General features: G+C 42.1%; 19 protein-coding genes and 1 tRNA gene. 6 read left to right on the top strand and 14 right to left on the bottom strand.

Annotated elements, in window-relative coordinates:
* Window positions 1-100 precede the first annotated feature (100 nt).
* A complete protein-coding gene (locus KKA81_08025) occupies window positions 101-847 on the top strand; it encodes an outer membrane beta-barrel protein (protein MBU2650867.1) in 747 nt (248 codons plus the stop codon).
* A 62-nt stretch (window positions 848-909) separates the two neighbouring features.
* Here KKA81_08025 and KKA81_08020 read toward each other — a convergent pair whose 3' ends face one another.
* The 5 genes from KKA81_08020 to KKA81_08000 all read right to left on the bottom strand — a co-directional run bounded on the left by KKA81_08020 (window position 910) and on the right by KKA81_08000 (window position 5,072).
* On the bottom strand, window positions 910-1,833 hold the full coding sequence (locus tag KKA81_08020) for a putative phage abortive infection protein (GenBank protein ID MBU2650866.1): 924 nt from the start codon (window positions 1,831-1,833) through the stop codon (window positions 910-912).
* A gap of 217 nt (window positions 1,834-2,050) precedes the next feature.
* Window positions 2,051-2,124, bottom strand: a tRNA-Met gene (locus KKA81_08015).
* Between the two features lie 61 nt (window positions 2,125-2,185).
* Complete coding sequence (locus tag KKA81_08010) at window positions 2,186-3,325, bottom strand: saccharopine dehydrogenase NADP-binding domain-containing protein (protein MBU2650865.1); 1,140 nt, start codon at window positions 3,323-3,325, stop codon at window positions 2,186-2,188.
* Window positions 3,325-4,233, bottom strand: coding sequence for a DMT family transporter (locus tag KKA81_08005; protein MBU2650864.1), 909 nt, complete (start codon window positions 4,231-4,233; stop codon window positions 3,325-3,327). The genes KKA81_08010 and KKA81_08005 overlap by 1 nt, the downstream gene beginning before the upstream one ends.
* A 2-nt stretch (window positions 4,234-4,235) precedes the next feature.
* Complete coding sequence (locus KKA81_08000; protein MBU2650863.1) at window positions 4,236-5,072, bottom strand: isoprenylcysteine carboxylmethyltransferase family protein; 837 nt, start codon at window positions 5,070-5,072, stop codon at window positions 4,236-4,238.
* Between the two features lie 47 nt (window positions 5,073-5,119).
* Between KKA81_08000 and KKA81_07995 the strand changes: the two genes are divergently transcribed.
* Genes KKA81_07995 through KKA81_07980 form a run of 4 tightly spaced genes read left to right on the top strand, consistent with a single transcriptional unit; the run spans window position 5,120 to window position 8,040 of the window.
* Window positions 5,120-5,707, top strand: coding sequence for an RNA polymerase sigma factor (locus KKA81_07995; protein ID MBU2650862.1), 588 nt, complete (start codon window positions 5,120-5,122; stop codon window positions 5,705-5,707).
* Window positions 5,708-5,719: 12 nt separating this feature from the next.
* A complete protein-coding gene (locus KKA81_07990; protein ID MBU2650861.1) occupies window positions 5,720-6,247 on the top strand; it encodes a hypothetical protein in 528 nt (175 codons plus the stop codon).
* Between the two features lie 18 nt (window positions 6,248-6,265).
* Complete coding sequence (locus KKA81_07985) at window positions 6,266-7,294, top strand: hypothetical protein (GenBank protein MBU2650860.1); 1,029 nt, start codon at window positions 6,266-6,268, stop codon at window positions 7,292-7,294.
* A gap of 20 nt (window positions 7,295-7,314) precedes the next feature.
* Window positions 7,315-8,040, top strand: coding sequence for a DUF2807 domain-containing protein (locus KKA81_07980; protein ID MBU2650859.1), 726 nt, complete (start codon window positions 7,315-7,317; stop codon window positions 8,038-8,040).
* A gap of 513 nt (window positions 8,041-8,553) precedes the next feature.
* On the opposite strand, the gene ligA is transcribed toward KKA81_07980, so the two are convergent.
* Genes ligA through KKA81_07965 form a run of 3 tightly spaced genes read right to left on the bottom strand, consistent with a single transcriptional unit; the run spans window position 8,554 to window position 13,058 of the window.
* The gene (gene ligA, locus KKA81_07975) at window positions 8,554-10,611 is read right to left on the bottom strand and encodes an NAD-dependent DNA ligase LigA (protein ID MBU2650858.1); all 2,058 of its coding nucleotides are present in this window, start codon (window positions 10,609-10,611) and stop codon (window positions 8,554-8,556) included.
* A gap of 46 nt (window positions 10,612-10,657) precedes the next feature.
* Window positions 10,658-12,175: a glycosyltransferase family 39 protein gene (locus KKA81_07970; protein ID MBU2650857.1), complete on the bottom strand. Its 1,518-nt coding sequence runs from the start codon at window positions 12,173-12,175 to the stop codon at window positions 10,658-10,660.
* 13 nt (window positions 12,176-12,188) lie between these two features.
* Window positions 12,189-13,058 carry a universal stress protein gene (locus KKA81_07965; protein ID MBU2650856.1) on the bottom strand — a complete coding sequence of 290 codons (870 nt, stop codon included), beginning with the start codon at window positions 13,056-13,058 and terminating at the stop codon, window positions 12,189-12,191.
* Between the two features lie 124 nt (window positions 13,059-13,182).
* Here KKA81_07965 and KKA81_07960 point away from each other — a divergent pair, with 124 nt between their 5' ends.
* Entirely contained in the window at window positions 13,183-15,111 is a 1,929-nt protein-coding gene (locus KKA81_07960) for a SpoIIE family protein phosphatase (protein ID MBU2650855.1), read from the top strand.
* Window positions 15,112-15,147: 36 nt separating this feature from the next.
* Here KKA81_07960 and KKA81_07955 read toward each other — a convergent pair whose 3' ends face one another.
* The 6 genes from KKA81_07955 to KKA81_07930 form a co-directional block, all read right to left on the bottom strand.
* Window positions 15,148-15,990 (bottom strand): universal stress protein, encoded by an 843-nt coding sequence (locus KKA81_07955; protein ID MBU2650854.1) that lies wholly within the window; start codon window positions 15,988-15,990, stop codon window positions 15,148-15,150.
* Between the two features lie 76 nt (window positions 15,991-16,066).
* A complete protein-coding gene (locus KKA81_07950; protein MBU2650853.1) occupies window positions 16,067-16,660 on the bottom strand; it encodes an HD domain-containing protein in 594 nt (197 codons plus the stop codon).
* 45 nt (window positions 16,661-16,705) lie between these two features.
* Complete coding sequence (locus KKA81_07945) at window positions 16,706-18,802, bottom strand: HAMP domain-containing protein (GenBank protein ID MBU2650852.1); 2,097 nt, start codon at window positions 18,800-18,802, stop codon at window positions 16,706-16,708.
* A gap of 96 nt (window positions 18,803-18,898) precedes the next feature.
* Complete coding sequence (locus KKA81_07940; GenBank protein MBU2650851.1) at window positions 18,899-19,453, bottom strand: 2-oxoacid:acceptor oxidoreductase family protein; 555 nt, start codon at window positions 19,451-19,453, stop codon at window positions 18,899-18,901.
* 2 nt (window positions 19,454-19,455) lie between these two features.
* Complete coding sequence (locus KKA81_07935; GenBank protein ID MBU2650850.1) at window positions 19,456-20,256, bottom strand: 2-oxoglutarate oxidoreductase; 801 nt, start codon at window positions 20,254-20,256, stop codon at window positions 19,456-19,458.
* Window positions 20,257-20,260: 4 nt separating this feature from the next.
* Window positions 20,261-21,061 (bottom strand): 3-methyl-2-oxobutanoate dehydrogenase subunit beta (locus tag KKA81_07930; protein MBU2650849.1); only part of this gene is annotated, 801 nt, incomplete at its 5' end.

The following is a 21,061-nucleotide window of genomic DNA, read 5'->3' as shown; positions in this document are numbered from 1 at the left end:
AACCTGTAACCTGTAACTTTTTGTTAATGTTTCCCGATATTCATAAAACTTAATTTATTAACTTGAGCAATTATTATTTATTAATTCAAATCTATTGTTTATGAAAAAGCAGATCTTTCTTTTTGTACTTATACTGCTGATAAGCAGTATCGCCATGGCCCAGTATGAAAAGGGCAGCTGGATGTTCTCAGGTTCGGGTTACGCCAATTTTGGAGGCCTGAAGGTAGAGACCAAAATACCTAATATTCAGGGAGATGACGATCGTAACTGGATATTGGGTGATATTATCGTCTCGACGCGTAACGCTTATTTCCCGGTAAAGAATCTGGCCGTGGGGCTTGACCTTCAGCTTGATATTGAAGGAAAAGGATGGGAACCGGAAGGAGATAACAAGGCAAATTATGATAAGGACTATAAGGAAGGGACTGGAGCCACTAATATCTTTGTTGGCCCTATCATCCGGTATTATATTCCTCTCGGTAAAGTTGTAGCCTTGTATCCTGAAGCTTCACTGGGTTTCAGAAATTATTCCCATCTGATGTATGCCGAAGGTAAACAGGTCTTTATGCCCGGAGGGTCTGAAGAAACCTATGAGCAAAGAATTTTGACCGTTGCCAGTGGTTTTGGATACAACATGGGAGCCGGTATTGCTTTCAGGCTATCTGAGCATTTTGCTCTTGACGTTACAACCCGCTGGGGTGGCGGAAAGATAAAAGGAAAAACCAAAGATGACTCAAGCTATCCTTCATCGGCTAATTATCAGAAATTCCCCGAAATGGATACCGATATAGCTTTTGCAACCATCGATGTTTTGATTGGATTCCAGATATACATCGGAGGGAAATAAAAAATAACATTTATTTTATCTGACATAGCCCTTTTTGTGTCGTTTTCCGGCTGCGAAAAGGGCTATTGTCTGTTATCTCCTATCTTAACATATTGTTCCAGGAAATTAAAAGGTATTCCGGGATACAACATGGATTCTGCAGGTGGAAAGGTTAGATTGGCAATATCGATGTTATAAAGGAAATGGTATTTTTCAAGCAAGGGTTTAAGTTTCTTTTCACCGGTTTGGCTAAGCCCATGGTAAAACAACAACCCAAGCTCATCATCCATCATCTGTGCCTGGAAAATTTCAATATATTCCCTCTTATTTCTTAACGGCAGGCGGGAATTGTCAATGTACTTAATAATATGATAAACATAACGGAAATAATGACCAAGCTGCGATTTATTGTCGTTGTAAAATGAACCATAAACATTTTGTATCCATTTATGCAGTAAATCCAGGTCGGTATCGGTTCCGCTTCCATGCTGCAGAAATACTCGTTTCGGATTGCTCTTTAGAGAATGAAGGAGGAGATAATAAGCAGAATCTTTGTTCCCTATCTGGTTTTCAATGTCTTCGGCCAGGTCTTGATGCAGTTTCCAAAACAGATAGCTGAGATATTTACGGCTTGTTATGGTAGTGTAAGTGTTTTCATCGTATCCTGTGCCGGTGATGGATTCTATAATGTGGTTAAGATGGCTGATCATATTAAAGAACTGAGTCTCTATCTGAGTGTGATAGGCCTGATCCTTTTGTTTCATAAGAACGAGAAACAGCATAACCACACCCGAAATAAGCCAGAACAAACCAACAAAACCGCCAATGAAGTTTCCAAACTTCGAAGCGATATCAAGGTCGATACCTCCGCCCCAAACAAAATAGTTATCATCACCCAAAAGGATGCTAATGATAACTATGAAAGTGAAAACTCCCAGAATCAGGGCCAGGTATACCAACACTTGATAAAATAAATATTTGTTGCCATATTTATTTTTTCGTGGCATGGGATCATGTTTCCAAGGTGTGAAATTAGTAATTATTTTATGCTAATGCTTGAAATGTGTCTGGAATAGGCTTAAAATGGGTAAAAATACGGAGGCTTTTTCCAATGAACAATGAATAATGATCAATGAACAATTGCCTGCCCCGAGCGAAGCCGAGGGGAGCAATAAATAATACCCAATGGAAATGGAAGTAGTGACAAAAAAAGAGATGAATTTGTAGCGAGAGCGGGAGTTGAACCCGCGACCTCCGGGTTATGAATCCGACGCTCTAACCATCTGAGCTATCTCGCCGTAGTCGGGTTTGCAAAAATAGAAAAAAAACTTAATCTGAAACCGTAAAATCATTTTTCCTCTATTCTTGTTTGATTGTTTCCTGATAAATGACATTTCTCTGTCGTAACCCCTCCAGAATGAATTCAACGAGACCGGGTTCCTTAGCCAGTAATTCCGGCGGGAACACTCCGGGATCGGCAAACATTCCTTTTAGGAGAGCCCTTGCTGTCATGGTCGCTGCATAACCTGTTGTGCGCGCCATGGAATGGATCCCGCTTGCAGGGTCATATTCATCGTACAAGTCGTAAACAATGCTATGCGATTTGCCTTCTTTTATTCCGCTTACCTCAATTTTCATTACCGTAATATCTTCATCGCCTTCCTTCATTTTCCAGGCATCGAAGAGCAATCCGGAAGTAAATTCAAATGGGCTGATTGGTTGCTGATTGATCAATATAGCCTCTTTACAGAAGAACCCTGAGCTTTGCATCACCTTGATTTTATCTATATGCCCGGGATATCTGAGGGTTTTTTCAGCCATATCGGGTACTTTCAGGGTCTTAACCAGGCTTCGCAGTCCATCGCTGTTGAATGCCTCCAGCTCTCCAATGGATGGAAAACTGAGTATTTCCGGTTCCGAAAGAGCTGGTAAAATTATCAGCTTTCCATCCCTGACCAATCGGGCAGGCCGGGTGTATTCCTCAATAACATCAGCCGGACTGAATACGGCTTTGTATTCCCAGGGCCACTCACGTACCTTGGGCAATCCTCCTACATAAATCCTGACCTTGTTGGTTTCATCGAGCCGTTTCATGGCATGGGCGGATAGAAGGTGACTCATTCCGGGGGCAACTCCCATATCGCAAATTGCTGTAACACCATGCTTTTTCGCTATTGCATCCAGCTCAAAAAGATCCTCCGGAAAAAAGGATATATCCACCACAGTTTTACCTGATTCAAGGATAGTCTTTAAAGCTCCGAATCCCAGGTGACCAGGAACAGCCAATACCACCAGGTCAAAAGGCTCTACTGCTCTTTTTAGGTTGTGCCTGTCTGTTACATCCAATTCAAGTGTTGCAATTCCGGGTTGTGATTTGATCATTGCCAGTTTTTGCAGGTCTCTGTCAGCAAGAGTTACACGGATATCCTTGTCAAGGCTTAGATCCATAGCCATGGGCATGCCGACCAGTCCTCCTCCTATGACGATAACATTTTTCATTATTTGATGATTTGTTTGTTCCTGCTCCGGATCTGTGATAGAAAGACTCCACCCACTACAACCAAAATACCCGCTAATTTATTCATGGTAAATTCTTCCTGGATAATATAAAACGAAAAGATTGCCGTGATTACCGGGATCAGGTTGGTGTAAACATTTGATTTATTCACTCCCAGGTATTTTATTGCAATGGTATACAGGATAAAAGCTCCTGACGATGCGAAAACAGCGAGCAGGATCAGAGATCTGATCGCTCCGGGACCAGGCTTGATCTCTAAAAAAGTTGAAACATCCATAATCAGAAATACCGGGAGCATATAAATAAAACCAAGGATATTTTGCCAGGTGATGATGGTCAGTGCATTGTAATGGACTGTCAGTTTTTTAAGTAAAACCGAGTAAATAATACCTGTGATGACGGCAAAAAACAGGAATCCTAATCCTACTGCCGATACATCCAGAGTGAGATCTTTACCCATGAGCATGATCACTACTCCTGCGAAACTGAGCATGATCCCAATATAATTAAATATGGTCAGTTTTTCTTTCAGGAGGAAGTAAGCAAAAACGGGTGTTAAAACTGGAATGGTGGCAATGACTACAGCACTGACAGTAGGGGTAGTCAGTTTTAGTCCGTAATTTTCGCCTATGAAATACAGGAAGGGATTAAACAATGCTGAAAGCAAAAAAAGCCCCAGGTGCTCTTTCCTTATATTTTCAATAAGACCGAACGGTTTAAGCAGTAAAAAAAGCAAAACTGATGATATCAGAAGCCTCAATAGAATAGTAGTAATAGGAGAGTAATACTCTAACACCTGTGTTGACCAAACAAACGACATCCCCCAAAACAACATGGATAGCACAGCTGCCGGGTAAACAAAAACCGGAATGGATGATTTCGGGATCATGGTCAGGAACGGTCGGATTCGTGCAATAATCTTGTATGGTGCTTGAGTGTTCTCAACAAAAGAGTAACGACTACAGCGCAAAGCAAAACCCAGGTCGAGATCCGGTTCCATTCTAAATGCCCATGAATAAAGTAAAACCGGAGATGATCGATAAAAGTAAATCCGATAACCGTTGCCAGTAAACCGGAATATTCCCTTCTCAGTATACTTTTCCAGGAAAAAGGCATGGTGCTTCGGATATAGCGTGTGAAGGCAGGAATGAAAGAAGGCACCTTGAGTGACCAGTTCAGGTATTCATCACCGAATTTTTTTTCCAGGAAACGCTCTTCAGCAAACATTATCCTTTCATAATACAACCAAAATACCAGGCTAACGATCAGGATAAAGTATATGTTAAATGTGAATACGGTAATGCCTATCCACATCAGATAATTGCCAAGGTAAAGGGGATGGCGGATAACGGAATATATCCCTTCGGTATTCAGTGATTCGGCAACCTGCCCGCTTTTTGTGTTACGTCCGGATGTACCTTTGGGTGTTGTTGCAATGGCAATCGCCCGTATCAGAAATCCTGCAAGACTTAAGGCAACGGCAATAATGGTTACCAAAACCTTCAACCAGGATGGCATCCATTCATAGGGTGTTGCGTAAATAACGGGAATGGCAAGCAGGAAAAGCAATACAGGAAAATAACTCCGGTATCGGAAAAGAAAATTTCCACTTTTTTCGAAAGAATGCAGAAGGGCCATAAAAATAAAATGAGTGGCAAAAGTATGCAATTTTATGAAAAATATAGGAATAAAACCTGCCTGTTCATCGTGCATTAATCCGACTTTCATTGTAATTTTATTTTTGATTAAAAAAGTGTAACAAAATAACAAAGCTCATGTCATTGGATAAAAGCGGTAAAAAAGATTTATATCTGAATCCCGATGAGGAATTAATTGACGATTGCAGGATGAATGACAGAAAGGCACAGTTGGAATTGTATAAAAGATATTACAAGGCTATGTATAATACGGCATACAGGATAACAAAGCACACAGCAGAGGCGGAAGACGCAATGCAGGAGGCCTTTCTGGATGCCTTCAGAAAAATTGATACATACTCCGGGGAAGCCGCTTTCGGAGCCTGGTTGAGGAGGATTGTCGTGAATAAATCCATAGACCATTTGAAAAAGCAGGAAAAGTGGAAAATGTCAGATATGGATGACAAAGACATTCCAGAGGTAGTAGAGGAAAACCCCGTTGAGATTTTATCTTACAAAGTTGACCTTATCCGGAAGGAAATAGAGAACCTTCCTGACCGTTACCGGGTCATCCTGTCCCTTCATCTGCTCGAAGGTTATGATCATGAAGAGATCACTCAAATCCTGGGTTTATCCTACAATGCGACCCGAACAAAATACTCCCGTGCAAGGCAGAAACTTATTCTTGCCCTTAGGGGAAAAAACCTCGACCCAAACCTTAACTAAACATATCAAGCAATGAGCATCCTGGAAAAAAAGATAAGATCAAACAAAGAGACATTTGATGTCAGGGAGCCGGAACCTGGTCATATGGAAAGGTTCGAGGCAAAATTGAATTCCCTGGCTGCTTCCGGGAACAATTCTCCGGTGATATTATCCTGGAAACGTTTATACCGTATCGCGGCAGCCTCGGTTATCCTGATGGCTGTATCCGCTGTAATACTCCTGATGGTTCCCCGGGAACAAAATGGCGCGATGGCGGCCGTGTTGCCGGAGAACCTCCAGGAGGTAAAACAATACTACGACTTTCAGACAGAAGAAAAACTGGATAAGATCTCAGAATGTGGCATTCCTGATGAACAGGTATCGGAAATCAGAAATCTTGCCATGGAAGAACTTTCCAAACTGGAAACCCAAAATGAAGAACTTATTAAAGAGTATAATTCAAACCCGGGTAATAAAAAGGTCGAGCAGGCTTTGATAAGAAACTTTAAAACAAAATCGGATATACTCGACAATATTATCGAACGGATATGCAAACTATAAATTTAAAACCAATATATTATGAAAGTGACTTACAGGAATCTATTTATTCTGCCGGTAGTTCTGATCGCCCTGAATGCCTTTGGGGATGAATTTACCAAGAACTATTCCGCTAAATACGAAGTCAACCCGGGAGCTTTGCTCTATATCGACAATAAATTCGGTGATGTGAAATGCATTAACTGGGAAGAAAAAGCCGTATCCATTGAAGTGGTAATTACAACCGAACGTTCGTCTGAGACTAAAGCCCAGGAGTTTTTCTCAAAGATCAACATCAGTCTCACGGGTTCGGCCGATAAGGTCAGCGGCATCACCACAATTGGCAGTTTACGTGGAAACAATGAATTTTCGATTGACTACACGATTAAGATGCCCCGGAATATGAAGGCGGATATTTCCAACAAATACGGAGGAGTTTTTATGGATGATCTGGAAGGGTCCTCCAATATCTCCGTTAAATATGGGCATCTGCATGCCGGCAAGCTCCTCAGTGAGAACAATGTTATCGATATCGATTATACCGATGCCTCCGAAATCACTTATGTGAATAAAGCTGAAATTTCTCTGGGATACTCCGAACTGAAAGTGAAGGAGTCTGATTTCCTGGATATACATTCCCGCTATAATGAGGTTGATCTTGGGAAAATTGCAAAACTTAAGATAAATTCAGGATATGATGAATATAATATCGATAAAGCCCATGTCATTAATGCGGAAAGCGATTTTAGTGAAATCGATATAAAAGACCTTTCTGAAAGTCTTATCCTCGTTATGAAGTACGGCGGTCTGGAGATAGAAGAAATTTCTGCCGGTTTTAAAGAAATAAATGTGAATACTTCATATGCCGATATTGAATTGAATTTCGATCCGGGCGCCAGTTTTGATATCCTGGTGAATGAAAGTTACAGCGATGTAAACATTTCTTCTTCATACCCGGTTAAGAGAACAGAGTTATCATACACTTCTTCCCGATATGAGAGTAAAAGCGGAAAATCTCCAGCCGGAAAAGTTACTGTAGATATTAAACACGGAGAACTTAATATTGATTAATTTTTTTAAATAATACACTTATGAAAAACACAATGGAAAAATCATGGTTGTTCGCTATTGCGATATTTTTGATGTTCGGCTTAAGTTCCGGATGCACATTTGCCGGCAAGATAAAAGGTAACGGCAATGTTGTCACCCAGGAACGTCAAGTCAGAGGATTTAACTCGATCCAGGTTGGAGGAGCTTTTAAAGTGATCCTCACGCAGGGCCAGGAAGAGTATCTCCAATTAGAGCTTGAGGAGAATCTCATGGATAAGGTTATTACTGAAGTTGTTGGAGGTGAACTGAAGATATATACGAAAGATAATATTAATGCAAAGAGTGATATGATCGTCAGGATTACTTTCAAAAACCTTGAAGAACTTGATATTAGCGGAGCCTGTGATGTATCGTCTGCCAATACCTTTAAACTGGGTGAACTTGAACTTGAGGCAAGTGGTGCTTCCGAGATTGACCTTGAGATGACTCTGGAAAAATTGGAATGTAATTGCAGTGGTGCCAGCAACGTGGATCTTAAAGGAAATGCGTTATCTATGGATCTCGATCTATCCGGGGCAAGCAATATTGATGCTCTTGAGTTTGAGGTTGAAGTGGCTGATATTGAAGTTAGTGGTGCAGCCGATGCAAAGATATTTGCCAGTAAAAAATTGAATGCCGGGGTTTCGGGAGCAGCAAGCATCCGCTATAAGGGTACCCCTGCCATAAATACAGATATTTCCGGGGCTGGAAGCATAAAACAATATTAATCCCCGGAATGTAACAAATACATTTGGAGCCCGGCTAAAACCGGGCTTTTTTATTATATCTACGGACTTTTTCCAGTTCAACTGTGGTTTTTACTTAGTAAAAAATCATATAAACTACTCATTGACAAACGCTTTCCCATGTCATAATTTTGACACAAGCGTTGAGGGCAAATATCTTGTAGAATCCTCATTTCGCAACAGCTCTTTGACAACAGAGACTTATATTTTGGTTAATCAATGGGTTTTGGTGATTGATGTACTCGCTTAACATGCTGTTACGCTTTTTTCCATAATTTTTGGGTTAGATGTTATCGTTCTTTATAGTCAAAAGTATAAACAGAATACTTGGGGAAATCATAAAGAATACCAGCCTTAAACCTCTCTTATTATAGTCCTGTTGAAATGAAGATCGCCTGGAACTGGGTAATTGCCTGAAAACGCTTTTTTAAAGACTTCAAAAAGCCACATGATAGCAAAATGGGTTGACCCGGATCAAAAATGATCCGGGTTTTTTTATTTTTCTTGTATCATTTCAAGGAATTCCTGAAGATTAATAATAGGAATATTTAACGTTGCGGCTTTTTCAAGTTTGCCCGGCCCCATTTTATCACCGGCCAGGATAAATGATGTTTTGGAGCTTACAGATGAAGTATTTTTTCCTCCATGTTGTTCAACTATTTCCTGCAACTGTTCCCTTGAATAACCTTCAAAAACACCGCTGATAACAACGCTCTTTTCTTCAAGTGTCTTCGACCGGGTAGGCGGGGATTTAGTTTCATCGGGGATATGCATCTGTAAGCCTTGTGTTTTTAGCTCCGCCACCATCTCAATGTTTTCAGGGTCACGGAAATAATCCAGGATGGAGGAAGCCATTTTTTCTCCAACCTCGGGTAAGCCAATAAGTTCTTCCATTCCGGCTGTCATAAGTTTTTCGATGCTTCCAAAATGCCTTGCTAATTTTTTGGCTGCTGTTTCCCCGATATGCCGGATTCCCAGGGCAAACAAAACCCTTTCAAAAGGAATATTTTTCGAGGCTTCTATACCCTGCAAAATATTATAGACCGTTTTATCCCTGAAACTGATCTTTTTTGTTTTTCCGTCCTCAGGATTATCATACTCCTTTTCCAGACCATGCAGATCTGTAAAAACAAGTTTGTAAAGGTCAGATGGTCTTGTTATCAGTCCTTTATCAAATAACAACTCAATCTTTCCTTCTCCAAGGCTTTGGATATCCATAGCTTTGCGACTTATGAAATGTTCCAGTTTTCCTTTGATCTGGGGAGGGCAGCTTTTGCTGTTCGGACAGTAATATGCTGCTTCACCATCCTGTCTTACCAGGATTTCACCACATTCGGGACATCTGGAGATAAATGTAACGGGTTCCGAACCAGCTTTCCTGAGCTTGCCATCCACTCCGGTAATCTTAGGTATAATCTCTCCGCCTTTTTCAACGATTACAAAATCGTTATAATGGAGGTCAAGTGAAGCAATGATATCTGCGTTATGCAATGAAGCCCTTTTTACTGTCGTACCCGAAAGAAAGACAGGCTCCAGGTTTGCAACGGGTGTTACCGCACCGGTTCTCCCTACCTGGTGATCGACCGAAAGAAGTCTTGTTACGGCTTCTTCGGCTTTGTACTTGTACGCAATGGCCCAGCGTGGAGATTTTGCTGTGTAACCTAATTCTTCCTGCTGGCGGTATGAATTGACCTTGATCACCACTCCATCAATATCGAACGGTAATTCCCTCCTGGCTTTATCCCAGTATTGAATAAATTCGTGAATATCACCCTGGGTTCGGCATAAGCTTATATGATCAGATATCTTGAATCCCCATTCACGGGCTTTGGTGAGACTGTCGAAATGATTTTCAAAAGGCAGGTTTTCACCAAGAAGATAATATAAAGAGCAGTCCAGCCCCCGCCTTGCCACTTCTGCTGAATTCTGCATTTTCAAACTACCGGATGCGGCATTCCTTGGATTGGCAAACAGCATCTCTCCCATACTTTCCCTGTCTTCATTGATCTTTCTGAATTGCTTGTGGGTGAGTAGAATTTCTCCTCTGATCTCAAATTCTCTGGGGTAATCACCTTTGAGCTTCAGAGGGATGCTCCTGACAGTCATAACATTGCGGGTAACATCATCTCCCTGTACCCCATCACCGCGCGTAAGTGCCTGTATAAGCCTTCCTTCCTGGTAGGTCAGACCGATAGCTACTCCATCGTATTTCAGCTCACACACATATTCAACTTCGCCGCTAATAAGCTTTCTTACCCTTCGGTCGAACTCATTGATTTCCTCTTCCGTGTATGTGTTTGACAGAGACAGCATGGGGTATTTGTGCTTCACGGAACGGAACTCCTTGGTGACTGTGCCTCCGACGCGGTTGGCAGGGGAGGAGGGATCAGCCAGTTCCGGATACTGCTTTTCAAGGGCGATCAACTCGTTCATCAGCATGTCGAACTCATAGTCGCTGATCACCGGCTGCGAAAGAACATAATAATTATAATTATGCTGCTCCAGTTGTTCCGAAAGGTCTTTGATTCTTATATGGGCTTCTTCAAATGTCATAGGTACAGTGTTCGTAAAACCTGAATGTGTGCAGTTTTTTGCTTTATTATGGAAACTCTCCGTTCCTGTAAATTACAATTACATTGTTAGCATTGACAGGGTTCAGACCATGCATCACACGGTCAATAAATCCTGGCTCTATGGTAGTTTCATATTCAATATGTGGGTATATTTTACGCATAGCCTCAATCCTGGATTCTATATCTTTCTCTTCAATAAAAATCAGGAATCGGGGTTTCTTTTCCGGATCGGTAATGAAAGCGGAATCGATGGATGACGGGGGGTGGGAAATATAGGTTTCAATAACTGCCGGCCAGGCACCTGAGTAATAGCGCGGAAGCATAGGAACACCATGCCGGTGTGAGGCATCCGCCAGGATCACGGTCCCGGCATTCTGGCCATATAAGTAATACATTGACTCACATAAAGCTTTTTTCGAATACGTGGTGGAGATAACCGGAAGAAGTGCAAGGTTGATGATCCAGAAAAAAATCCAGGATGCTTTCAGGAGTCCTTTGTTTTTTTGCCAGAATGAGGATAAGTTCACAAATTTGTTCCATCCTGCAAGTCCAGCCATTATGATAAAAGGGATGATGGGAAGGATAAACCTTTCCTGTTTGTTTGGGAATATCGAGTGAAAAACGAGAAAAATGAAAGCAGGAAGGAAGATCAGGATGTTTTTCTTCCAGGATATGAAAAACCCGGCGAGTAGGTAAATGCTAACCGGAGGGATCAGTATTCCTGTGATTAACAGGAGATAAGTATACCATGGACTGACGATATAATCCGTTGAGTGAATGATATTATGGTTGATGTATTCCGTTAGTTCGGCAAAAGGATACCCCCAGATAAACATATCAATAACTCCCTGAACGAGGAATACCGCTATGATATAACCGGCAGAGAGCACCAATACAGGTATCCATTGACGCCGGATAAGCATGACCAGCCCCAGGCCTCCGCTGAATAAAATTGTCTGAAAACGTATATCGAACGCAAGCCCAAGGATGATGCCGGCCCACAGATAACTCCATCTTCGCTCGCCTGGCTCAGAATTTTTCAGGATGATCCAGGTGCCAAGCATCAACAATGGTATGCTGACCACTTCCACCATATTACGGACGCTGAGAAAGGGCATGAACCAATAAATTGCCAATAACAGGGCTGCCATCCGGGCTGTCTTTTTATCGCTGATGCAATAGGTAATTCTGTATCCGATAACAACAGTGACCAAAGATAACAGAGCATGAAGGAACCTTACAATATACATCTTACCCTGAGGGTCAGTAAGGCCGGCCTGCTCCAGTATCCAAAAGATCCCCGAATGAATACCCGGATAAAAAAAGCTATGCCCTTTAGGTTCAGTGTTTCCGCTGGAAGGCAGCCAGTTGTTATAATCATTGCCATCAACCCACGATTGTCCTGCCTCAATGACCAGGAAATGATCATCGAGCATGCCATATCCCCTGGAAAAAATTACCGCAATCACCCTTACAAGGATGGCAGTAAGTAAAATCAGGGAAAGCGGCCTTTCCTGCCATTGACGGCTGATCCAGGACCACATAATTAACTTGGTATTAAAATCCGGATCCGAGTTCGTTGTAAAATACCTGGCCGGTTATAACCGGATTGATACACATAACAGGGATTTGGGCTTCATTGAACATCATGGTTTCATCCCACTGTCCGGAACGAAAATCGGGTGAAAAGACATCGGCATCGGTCATGATCATGATCATATCGGCATGCTTACTGGCTGCAAAAGAAATCATCTGCTTAGCAAAGTTTCCCGGTTTTTCCGCTTTTACGATCTCAAAATTGATATCCATTTCATTGAAAGCGTCTTCAATCTGTTGGGTTACAATTTTAATCTTCAATACCAGGTCAGATTCAACGGAAGGTTGCTGAAAAATATAAATCTTGGAGCCGAAACGCTGTGCCATATGGACTGCCCAACGGACCTGCTGCCTTGCCTCAGTGAAGTCGTTTATGGGGAAAACGATTTTTTTGTAACCTTCACCAAAACCTCTTTTCTGGACAACTACCGTAGGAACGGGAGATTTTGTGACAACTTTAAGGGCATGGCTGCCGAAAATATACTGTAACCCTTTTTTTCCGTGTGTACCCAAGACCATCAGGTTAGCTCCAATATCACCTGCGGTTTTGTGTATCTCGTCGAAAATGTTACCCTCCTTGATTAAGAAATCCGTTCTGATGTTGTATGTTTCCGCTGCTTTCTTTGCCAGGGTTGAGAGTTGTGTCTCAAGATCGGTAAAGCTGAGCTCCTCTTTTTTAAGGATTGACTTACTTTCCTTGTCGAATACATGAAGTATCACCAGCTTATAATCCAGGTAGGCCGCAATTTCAGCACCGTGGTTAATGGCATTTTGACAAGTTTCCGAAAAATCGGTTGGCACAAGAATAAGATTGCTTAATTTCTGATCCATATAATTGAAGATTAGTTTTGAGATGAACAAAAATAATAAATTGTTTGAGTCGGGGATACATAATTATATTAAATATCCACGTAAGTATTGCTATTTTTGAAGAAGTTTTTAATTCCTTTAACTTATGGCCAGGAAGCAAAGCCTTGTATTCAGATTAACTCTTTACACTCTTGCGATAGTGGCTTTGATGGTTGTTATAATTCTAATTTATAACTACAGGATATCGAGAGCCTATATCCTGGAAGATGCCAGAAAGGATGCTAAAAACCTTACCAGCCTTACCATAAATCAAATTGAAAATATTTTGAACCGGGTTGAACAGATTCCGGTTGAATTTGCCTATTATCTTGATAATTCCCATGATTCGAGGATAGATCTTGAATTAATGATATCTACTATATTAGAGCGTTTTCCCTTGGTCTCCGGAGCATGCGTGGCATATTTGCCGGGAATGTATCAGCCGGATACACTGTATTATGCTCCTTATGTATACCGTGAAAACGAACAGGTGAAGTTCAGAAATCTGGCATCTGCAGATTACCGTTACTGGGAAAAGGGTTGGTTTGTCAAACCGGTTGAGGAAAACCGGGCTTCATGGTCTGAGCCATATTTTGACCAGGGTGGAGGAGAAACGATAATGTCAACGTATTCTGTTCCATTTTATAAGATTTCTGATAAGGATTCGGTAATGGCCGGGGTGGTAACCGTGGATATTTCGCTTGATAGACTTCAGGATCTTATTTCATCCATTAAGCTTTATAAGTCAGGATATGCAATGTTGATCACATCTGCCGGTAATATTGTCACACATCCATTAATTGAATCCGGTCGTGAAAGGAATCTGGATGAACTTCCTGATGGAGCCATGGGTAGCGGTCTCAAAATGGTTTTTTCTACGATCTTCGGGCAACAGCAGGGTTTGATTTCGATGGAAGACTATGCGGGAAAGCAATACCGTAACGATTGGGTTTCTTTCGAAACCATACCTTCCAACGAATGGTATGTATTGATATTTTTCAATGAGCGGGAGTTATATTATGAGATACGAAAACTGACATATAGCCTGGTATTTATAGGATTTGTAGGTATTCTTTTGATAAGTTTATTGTTATATCTAATGTCGCGGAATATTACACGTCCACTGGTCAGCCTGGTTAATGCAGCAAGGGAAATCGGCAATGGCAATCTAAGCGCTTCTCTGCCGCTGATTCGCACCAAAGATGAGGTTGGGCAACTGGGTAATGCTTTTCGGTATATGCAGGAAGAGTTGGAGCAATACATGATAAATCTTGAGAATGCGACATCAGAAAGGGAGAAAATCGATAGTGAGATCCGTATCGCAGCCAGGATACAGGATGAGATGTTACCTGCACATATGCCGGAAGGACGGCTGAACGAGCATATTGTGCTTTCGGGTCAGGTAATACCGGCCCGGATCATTGGCGGTGACCTCTTTGATTACTGGCTTCATGAAAATGGCAATTTGTTTTTTTTAATTGGCGATGTTTCCGGTAAAGGGATCCCGGCAGCATTATTTATGGCACGAACGATCAGCTTGTTCAGGGCGATGATTTCCGGCACTTCAGGAATAGAGGAAATAGTTCAGAATATGAATGCCGAGCTGAGCCGCAATAACTCCGATGCTATGTTTACAACCTTGTTTGCCGGAATAATGGATACTTCAGCACAGTCCTTAACATACTGCAATGCCGGCCATAATCCTCCTTTCCTGGTTAGAAGCTCCGGTGAGATATTAAATCTTACCATGATTCATGGCACTCCTGTAGGTGTTTTGGAGGATGGGGAATATTCCGCTTCTACAATCAGCCTTTCGGTTGGGGATGTGTTGTGCATGTATAGCGATGGTATTACAGAAGCAGAGAATAGCAAAGGAGAGTTTTTTGGAGAGAAAAAATTACTCAACACAATACTTACATGCAAAACCGGTGATCCTGATAAACTCCGAAAAAAAGTTCTGGAAGAAGTGAGACATTTCACTTCAGGCGAGACCCAAAGCGACGATATTACCTTGTTTGTAATTGCATATAAATAAAAAACCCCTTTGTTAGGGTCAAAGGGGTTGAATATCCTAGTATATTACTATCTTTTTCCAATTTACATCCCTTGGGTTAATGCACATTACAGGAATTTGTGATGTGTTAAAGATCAATTCCTCATCGTAGCTGCCAAGTAAAAACTCCTTGAAGCCTTTTTCAGGATTGGTCATGATCATAATCATTCCTGCATTGACAGATGTGGCGTGGTCAATAACCTGTTTGGTGAAATTTCCGGATTTCTCGGCAATGGTTACGGAAAAAGCGACATTGTTCTCTTCAAAATACTTTGTTATAACATGAACTGTTTCTTCCAGCGATTCGTCACCGTGTATCTGGAAGATGTCAATTTTGGCTTTGAATTGCTTTGAAATATGTGAGGCCCACTTTGTTTTTTCCCAGGGACCGGCATCGCTGGTCATAGGTAGCACTATGTTTTTAATACCACCTTCTACGTACCTTTTCTGGACAACGATTACCGGAACCGGTGAGCTTGTGATGACTTTCAATGCATAACTACCGGTAAGCTTCTGCATCCCAACTTTTCCGTGAGTTCCCAGAAAAATGAGACTGGCACCAATCTCTGAAGCAACTTCAGGAATAGTTTCAAAGATATTTCCTTCTTTGGCAATGTATGCCGTAGGAACACCCATTTCTTTTTCCAGTTCTTTGGCTATTACTTCCAGTTTGTCTTCAATCCAGGAAGAATCTTTTCCCTCCTTTTTCAGCAATGATTTTGTATTGCTGTCGATAACATGGAGAAGCACAACCTTGAAATTTAAAATTTTGGCAGCCTCGGCAGCCTGGTTCATTGCATTGGTACATACCTCTGAAAAATCGGTTGGTACCATCACAACATTTTTAAGCAATGTTTCCATATGTTTTAATCCTTTAAGCTTGAATTGTCACAAATATATAAATATTAAATCAATCAGGAAATTAAAATCCTGTTAATTATTGATTATTTAATAATTCGATGATTTGCTGAAGGTTATCGTTTTTTTGATCGTTTCTGATCACCTGGGCAGCATGGGTATAGTATTCGTGCTGACTTAAAAAATCACGTTGTATATAGTACCATTCGAGCAGAGATGTTTCTTTTATGTGCAAGGTATTCCATTCGAATCGCAGGCGCTGCCCTATCATGAAAAAATCTGTCCGGCCGAGATAATCAAGATCGGCATCACATAAGAGTTTTTCCATAAGTGATTCTGCCGTTTGAGGTAACTTTGTAGTCATGATCATTTTTGTGATCATTGCTATATCGGATTCCGGGTAATTATAATCAGGAAGGATTTCCCGGCAAATTCTGCACGATTCTTCCTCGTGGTTTAAATAGGTAACAAGCATACCGGAGTCGTGGAAGACGGCAGCAGTCCTCAGGAGTATCATTTCTTCCTCTGAAATATCTTCCATCCGGCTTAGCCGGATTACGGCATTTTCTACATCAAGTATATGTTCCAGATTATGATAGGTGAGGTCGATATTCAGCCCGGATGACAATTTAGCTATTATAAAGTTTCTAGCCTCTTCAAATTTCCCGCTCATAGATTGATGATCAAATTAGTATTCAATAAATTGCAAATATATCCCTTAAAACTTTTCTATTCCATCCCATTCCTCCGGATTGCCTTGTTCGATTAGCCGGCGGCATCGTTGGATGTATTTTACAACAGCCAGATCGTTGGGATTTTGTTTGTGTATGATCCTGAAGATGGCCAGTGCTTCTTCAAACGCCTTATCTTTATATGACTGCACGGCTTTGCTGAAAATGGGCTTGGTCTCAAGTTTGAGGTTTTTAATGTCTTCTCTTTCCCCGTCAAGGATTTCAAAGATATAAACCGCCTTCTTTTTCCCTTTGACCTGCACAATATCGAGAAATCGGAAGTTATAATTTGTTGGGTCGCTGATCTTTATCAGAGTGTCTTCAGAAATAATAACAGGAGCTCCATAAAATTTAGTCAGGCCTTCCAGCCTTGCAGTGAGGTTGACAGCATCAGCGATTACAGTGCCATCCATACGACCTTCTCCTCCAACAACACCCAGCATAAGCATTCCTGTGTGTATCCCTATGCCTGTATTTATGGGAGGTTGGCCGAACTGACTTATTATATGGTTAAACTCCTGAAGCTTGATCCTCATTTCAATGGCTGCATTGATGGCATCTTCGGCATTCTCAGGAAAGAGGGCCATGATGGAGTCTCCCATGAATTTGTCGATGAACCCATTGTTGTTGCGGATGACCGGTTCCATATATCCCAGATAATTGTTGAGGAAATTGAAATTTTCCTTGGGTGTCATCTGTTCTGATATCGTGGTAAAATCCCGGATATCGGTAAACAATACTGTCATTTCCTTTTGTACCTGGTCGCCCAACCGGATATCTGAAATGCTTTCCTTGCCGAGATAATCCAGAAATTGCCTGGGCACAAACCGGGCATTGGCTTCGTTCATCCTGGAAATGTTCACAATATAGTCTTTTAGCTTCTGAGTCATTTCATTGTATCCTTCGGTGAGTTCCCCGATCTCATCATTAGTTCTGACTATACTAAAGGAGTCCAATTCTCCCTGACCGGTCCTTTGCATGTTTTCCAATAACTCCCTCACAGGATAAACAATATCCTGGGTTGTCCACCTTACAAAGAAAAGTATATAAATAAATGAAATCAGTATGCCGGAGAAAATACCGGCAAACATAAGCAGACTGTCAAAAGCATTTACGTAAAACAGTTCAGCAAGAAAATCCAGGTTGCTTTGCGCCGAAAGGTACATTTTATATTTACCCACCAGCACATTCAAAGCTTCGGGGTCATTTGTCAGGTCTTTCACGTCCTGTATGGCTGTTATGCTGATGAAGAGATAAAACACCACGATCAGCAAAGGCAGCAGGGTCGTCATTGCACTTGAAACCCACAAACGGTTCCTAATCCGGCTTTCTTTCAACGCCATGATACGTTTCCTCAGTTCCTCACGGGTGAAGATGTGTTCAATATACAGGATGTGCACCCTGTGCTTTTGCCAGTAATACACGAACAATAAAGTCAGGATGGACGAAACAACAGTGATAAAGAAAAACTGTTTGTAAAACTTCTGGGTGATTTCGTTAAAATCGCTTTGGATAAAAAGGATATAACCCATATAACCTACTACTATCCCGTATGATATGAAGAGTATCCCCGCAGTTATGATTGGAGTTTTAAGCAGGTATTTCTTGCAAAACCGGAATAGCTTCGGAGGTATTTCCCGTCCTTTTCTTTTTCTGGAAAAGTATATTTTAAAGGGCAGACTGAATAAAAAGCCAATAATAAAACTGATGAGCAATAATCGCAGCAGAAGACTGATGGTTCCGGCAAATTCGCGGCTCTCTCCTCCGTTTTTGGCACTTTCACCATTTTCCATTGTGGGATTAACTCCTGTTGTATCCTTTGTCAAAGGGACACCGGTCATGGTCTCAATGATTGTATCCCTGATCTCCTCTATTGTATCTGCAGGTCCATCAAATGTTAAAATAACTCCTTCGGTTTCCAAAGTACCAGAGATTGGTTTTTCATTCTGCATCCATTCCGGTCCGTATTTAAATGTGAGAATACCGGAAACCGGGAAAACGAGTAAAATATATAAGAGAGTGGATATCAGATAAATCCTGAAACTATGGTAACGGGGTACTCTGTGTATGCTGGGCTTGTTCATTTATACCTGAAATAAAGCATAAAGCTAAACCTTTTCGAACAAAAAACAAAAAACCTCCTCACAGAGATGAGGAGGTTTTTACCAAAAATATTTCAATTAGTTTACAGTGTGCAATGGTGTAACAATTTCCAGTCCTTTGAGAATAGCTCTTTCATTGTCGGGTATCAGGTTATGGTACCTTTTGGGCAATGATTTTTTCAATCCCAGGATAACATTTTCAAGATCAACCAGTGGTTTCACCTTCAGGTAAGCACCAAGAACGATCATATTAAAGATCTTGGTCAGTCCTGTTCTGGCAGCTTCATCAGCAGCGTCAACGCGATAGATGTTAATATCCTTTCTTTCAGGATGGCGTGTAATGCCGTTTCCATCGTAAATCAGGGTTCCTCCGGGTTTAACAGTTTTCTCGAACTTATCCATACTTTGCTGGTTCAGGATGATGGCCGTATCGTATTCTGTGAGGATGGGGGAGGATATCCTTTCATCGCTCAGGATAACGGTGACATTGGCTGTACCGCCCCTCATTTCCGGGCCGTAGGAAGGCATCCAGCTTACTTCCTGGTTTTGCATGATTCCTGAATATGCCAGGATCTTTCCCATCGATAGTACACCTTGTCCGCCAAAACCGGCAATAATGATTTCTTCCGTCATGGTTATTTGTTTTTGTTGTTTACCAATTCACCGTTTATTTTGATGTCGCCCAGGGGGTAGAAGGGGAACATGTGTTCTTCCATCCACTCGTTGGCTGCAACCGGGCTCATTTTCCATCCTGAGTTGCAACTGGATACAATTTCCACGAAGCAGGTGCCAACATTCCCTTCTTTTTGCAGATCAAATGCTTTACGGATGGCTTTCTTGGTTTTCCGGACATTGCCGGGGGTGTGGACGGCCTGCCGGGTGACAAAATAAGTGCCGGGCAGTTCAGCAACAAGTTCAGTAATCTTCAGCGGGTTGCCCATCAACTGGATGTTTCGACCATAGGGAGAAGTGGCAGTTTTCATGCCGGGGAGGGTTGTTGGCGCCATTTGGCCACCGGTCATTCCATAAATCCCGTTATTGATAAACACGATCAGGATATTTTCCCCGCGGTTGCAGGCATGAATGGTCTCTGCAGTACCAATGGCGGCAAGGTCTCCGTCGCCCTGATAGGTGAATACAAGCTTGCCGGGCCACAATCGTTTAATGGCAGTTGCCAGGGCAGGGGCTCTTCCGTGAGCGGCCTGTAACATATCAATGTTCATAAAGTCGTATGCAAGCACTGAACATCCTACCGGGGCAATCCCGATGGTATCCTGCTGCATGCCCATCTCATCTAATACTTCCATAACAATACGGTGAGCGGTGCCATGGCCGCAGCCCGGGCAATAGCTCAGGATATTCTCGGTCATCAGGCTGGTTTTCTTGTAAACCAGATTTTCTGCCTGAATGATTTCATTTCTGAGTTCGTCTTTCATGGTCTTAGCCTCCTATAAGTTTTTTTTCCATGGCTTCCAGGATTTCTGCAGGTCCGTGGATGATACCGCCCATCCGGCCATAATGTTCGACTTTCACTTTGCCCTCCACAGCAAGCTGGATATCTTCCACGAGTTGTCCGGCACTCATCTCAACACTGAGCATTCCCTTTACCTGTCCTGCCAGAGTTTTTATTTCCTGGTAAGGAAAAGGGTAGAGGGTGATCAGCCTTAAAAGTCCTATTTTTAACCCTTTGGCACGACCAAGCTGAACAGCTTTTTGTGCGATACGGGAGCTGGAACCGTAAGCTACGAAAATATACTCTGCATCATCGCACTGGATCTTTTCGAAACGGATTTCCTTTTCCCTGATTTCCTTGTATTTCGCCTGTAGTTTGTGGTTATGTCTTTCCTGACGGGAAGGGTCAAGATCAAGCGAAGTGATGATGTTGCGTTCTCTGTCGGGGGTCTTTCCCGTTGTAGCCCAGGGCCATTTTTCCTTGATCTCCTCATCGGTCCATCGTGGAATTGGATCAAAAAGCTCCACCTTCTCCATCATTTGTCCGATCATACCGTCACTAAGAATCATCACGGGATTCCTGTATTTGAAAGCAAGGTCGAATGCCAGTGGGACGAAATCCGACATCTCCTGTACGCTGGCAGGAGCAAGCACGATCAGGTGATAGTCGCCGTGTCCGCCTCCCTTAACAGCCTGAAAATAGTCGGCCTGCGAGGGCTGAATGGTGCCCAACCCAGGACCGCCCCTTACAACATTAACAACTACGCAGGGCAGTTCCGCCCCGGCTAT

The sequence above is a fragment of the Bacteroidota bacterium genome (assembly GCA_018831055.1).
GTDB lineage: Bacteria > Bacteroidota > Bacteroidia > Bacteroidales > B18-G4 > M55B132.
This window is presented reverse-complemented; position numbering and strand designations above follow the sequence as displayed.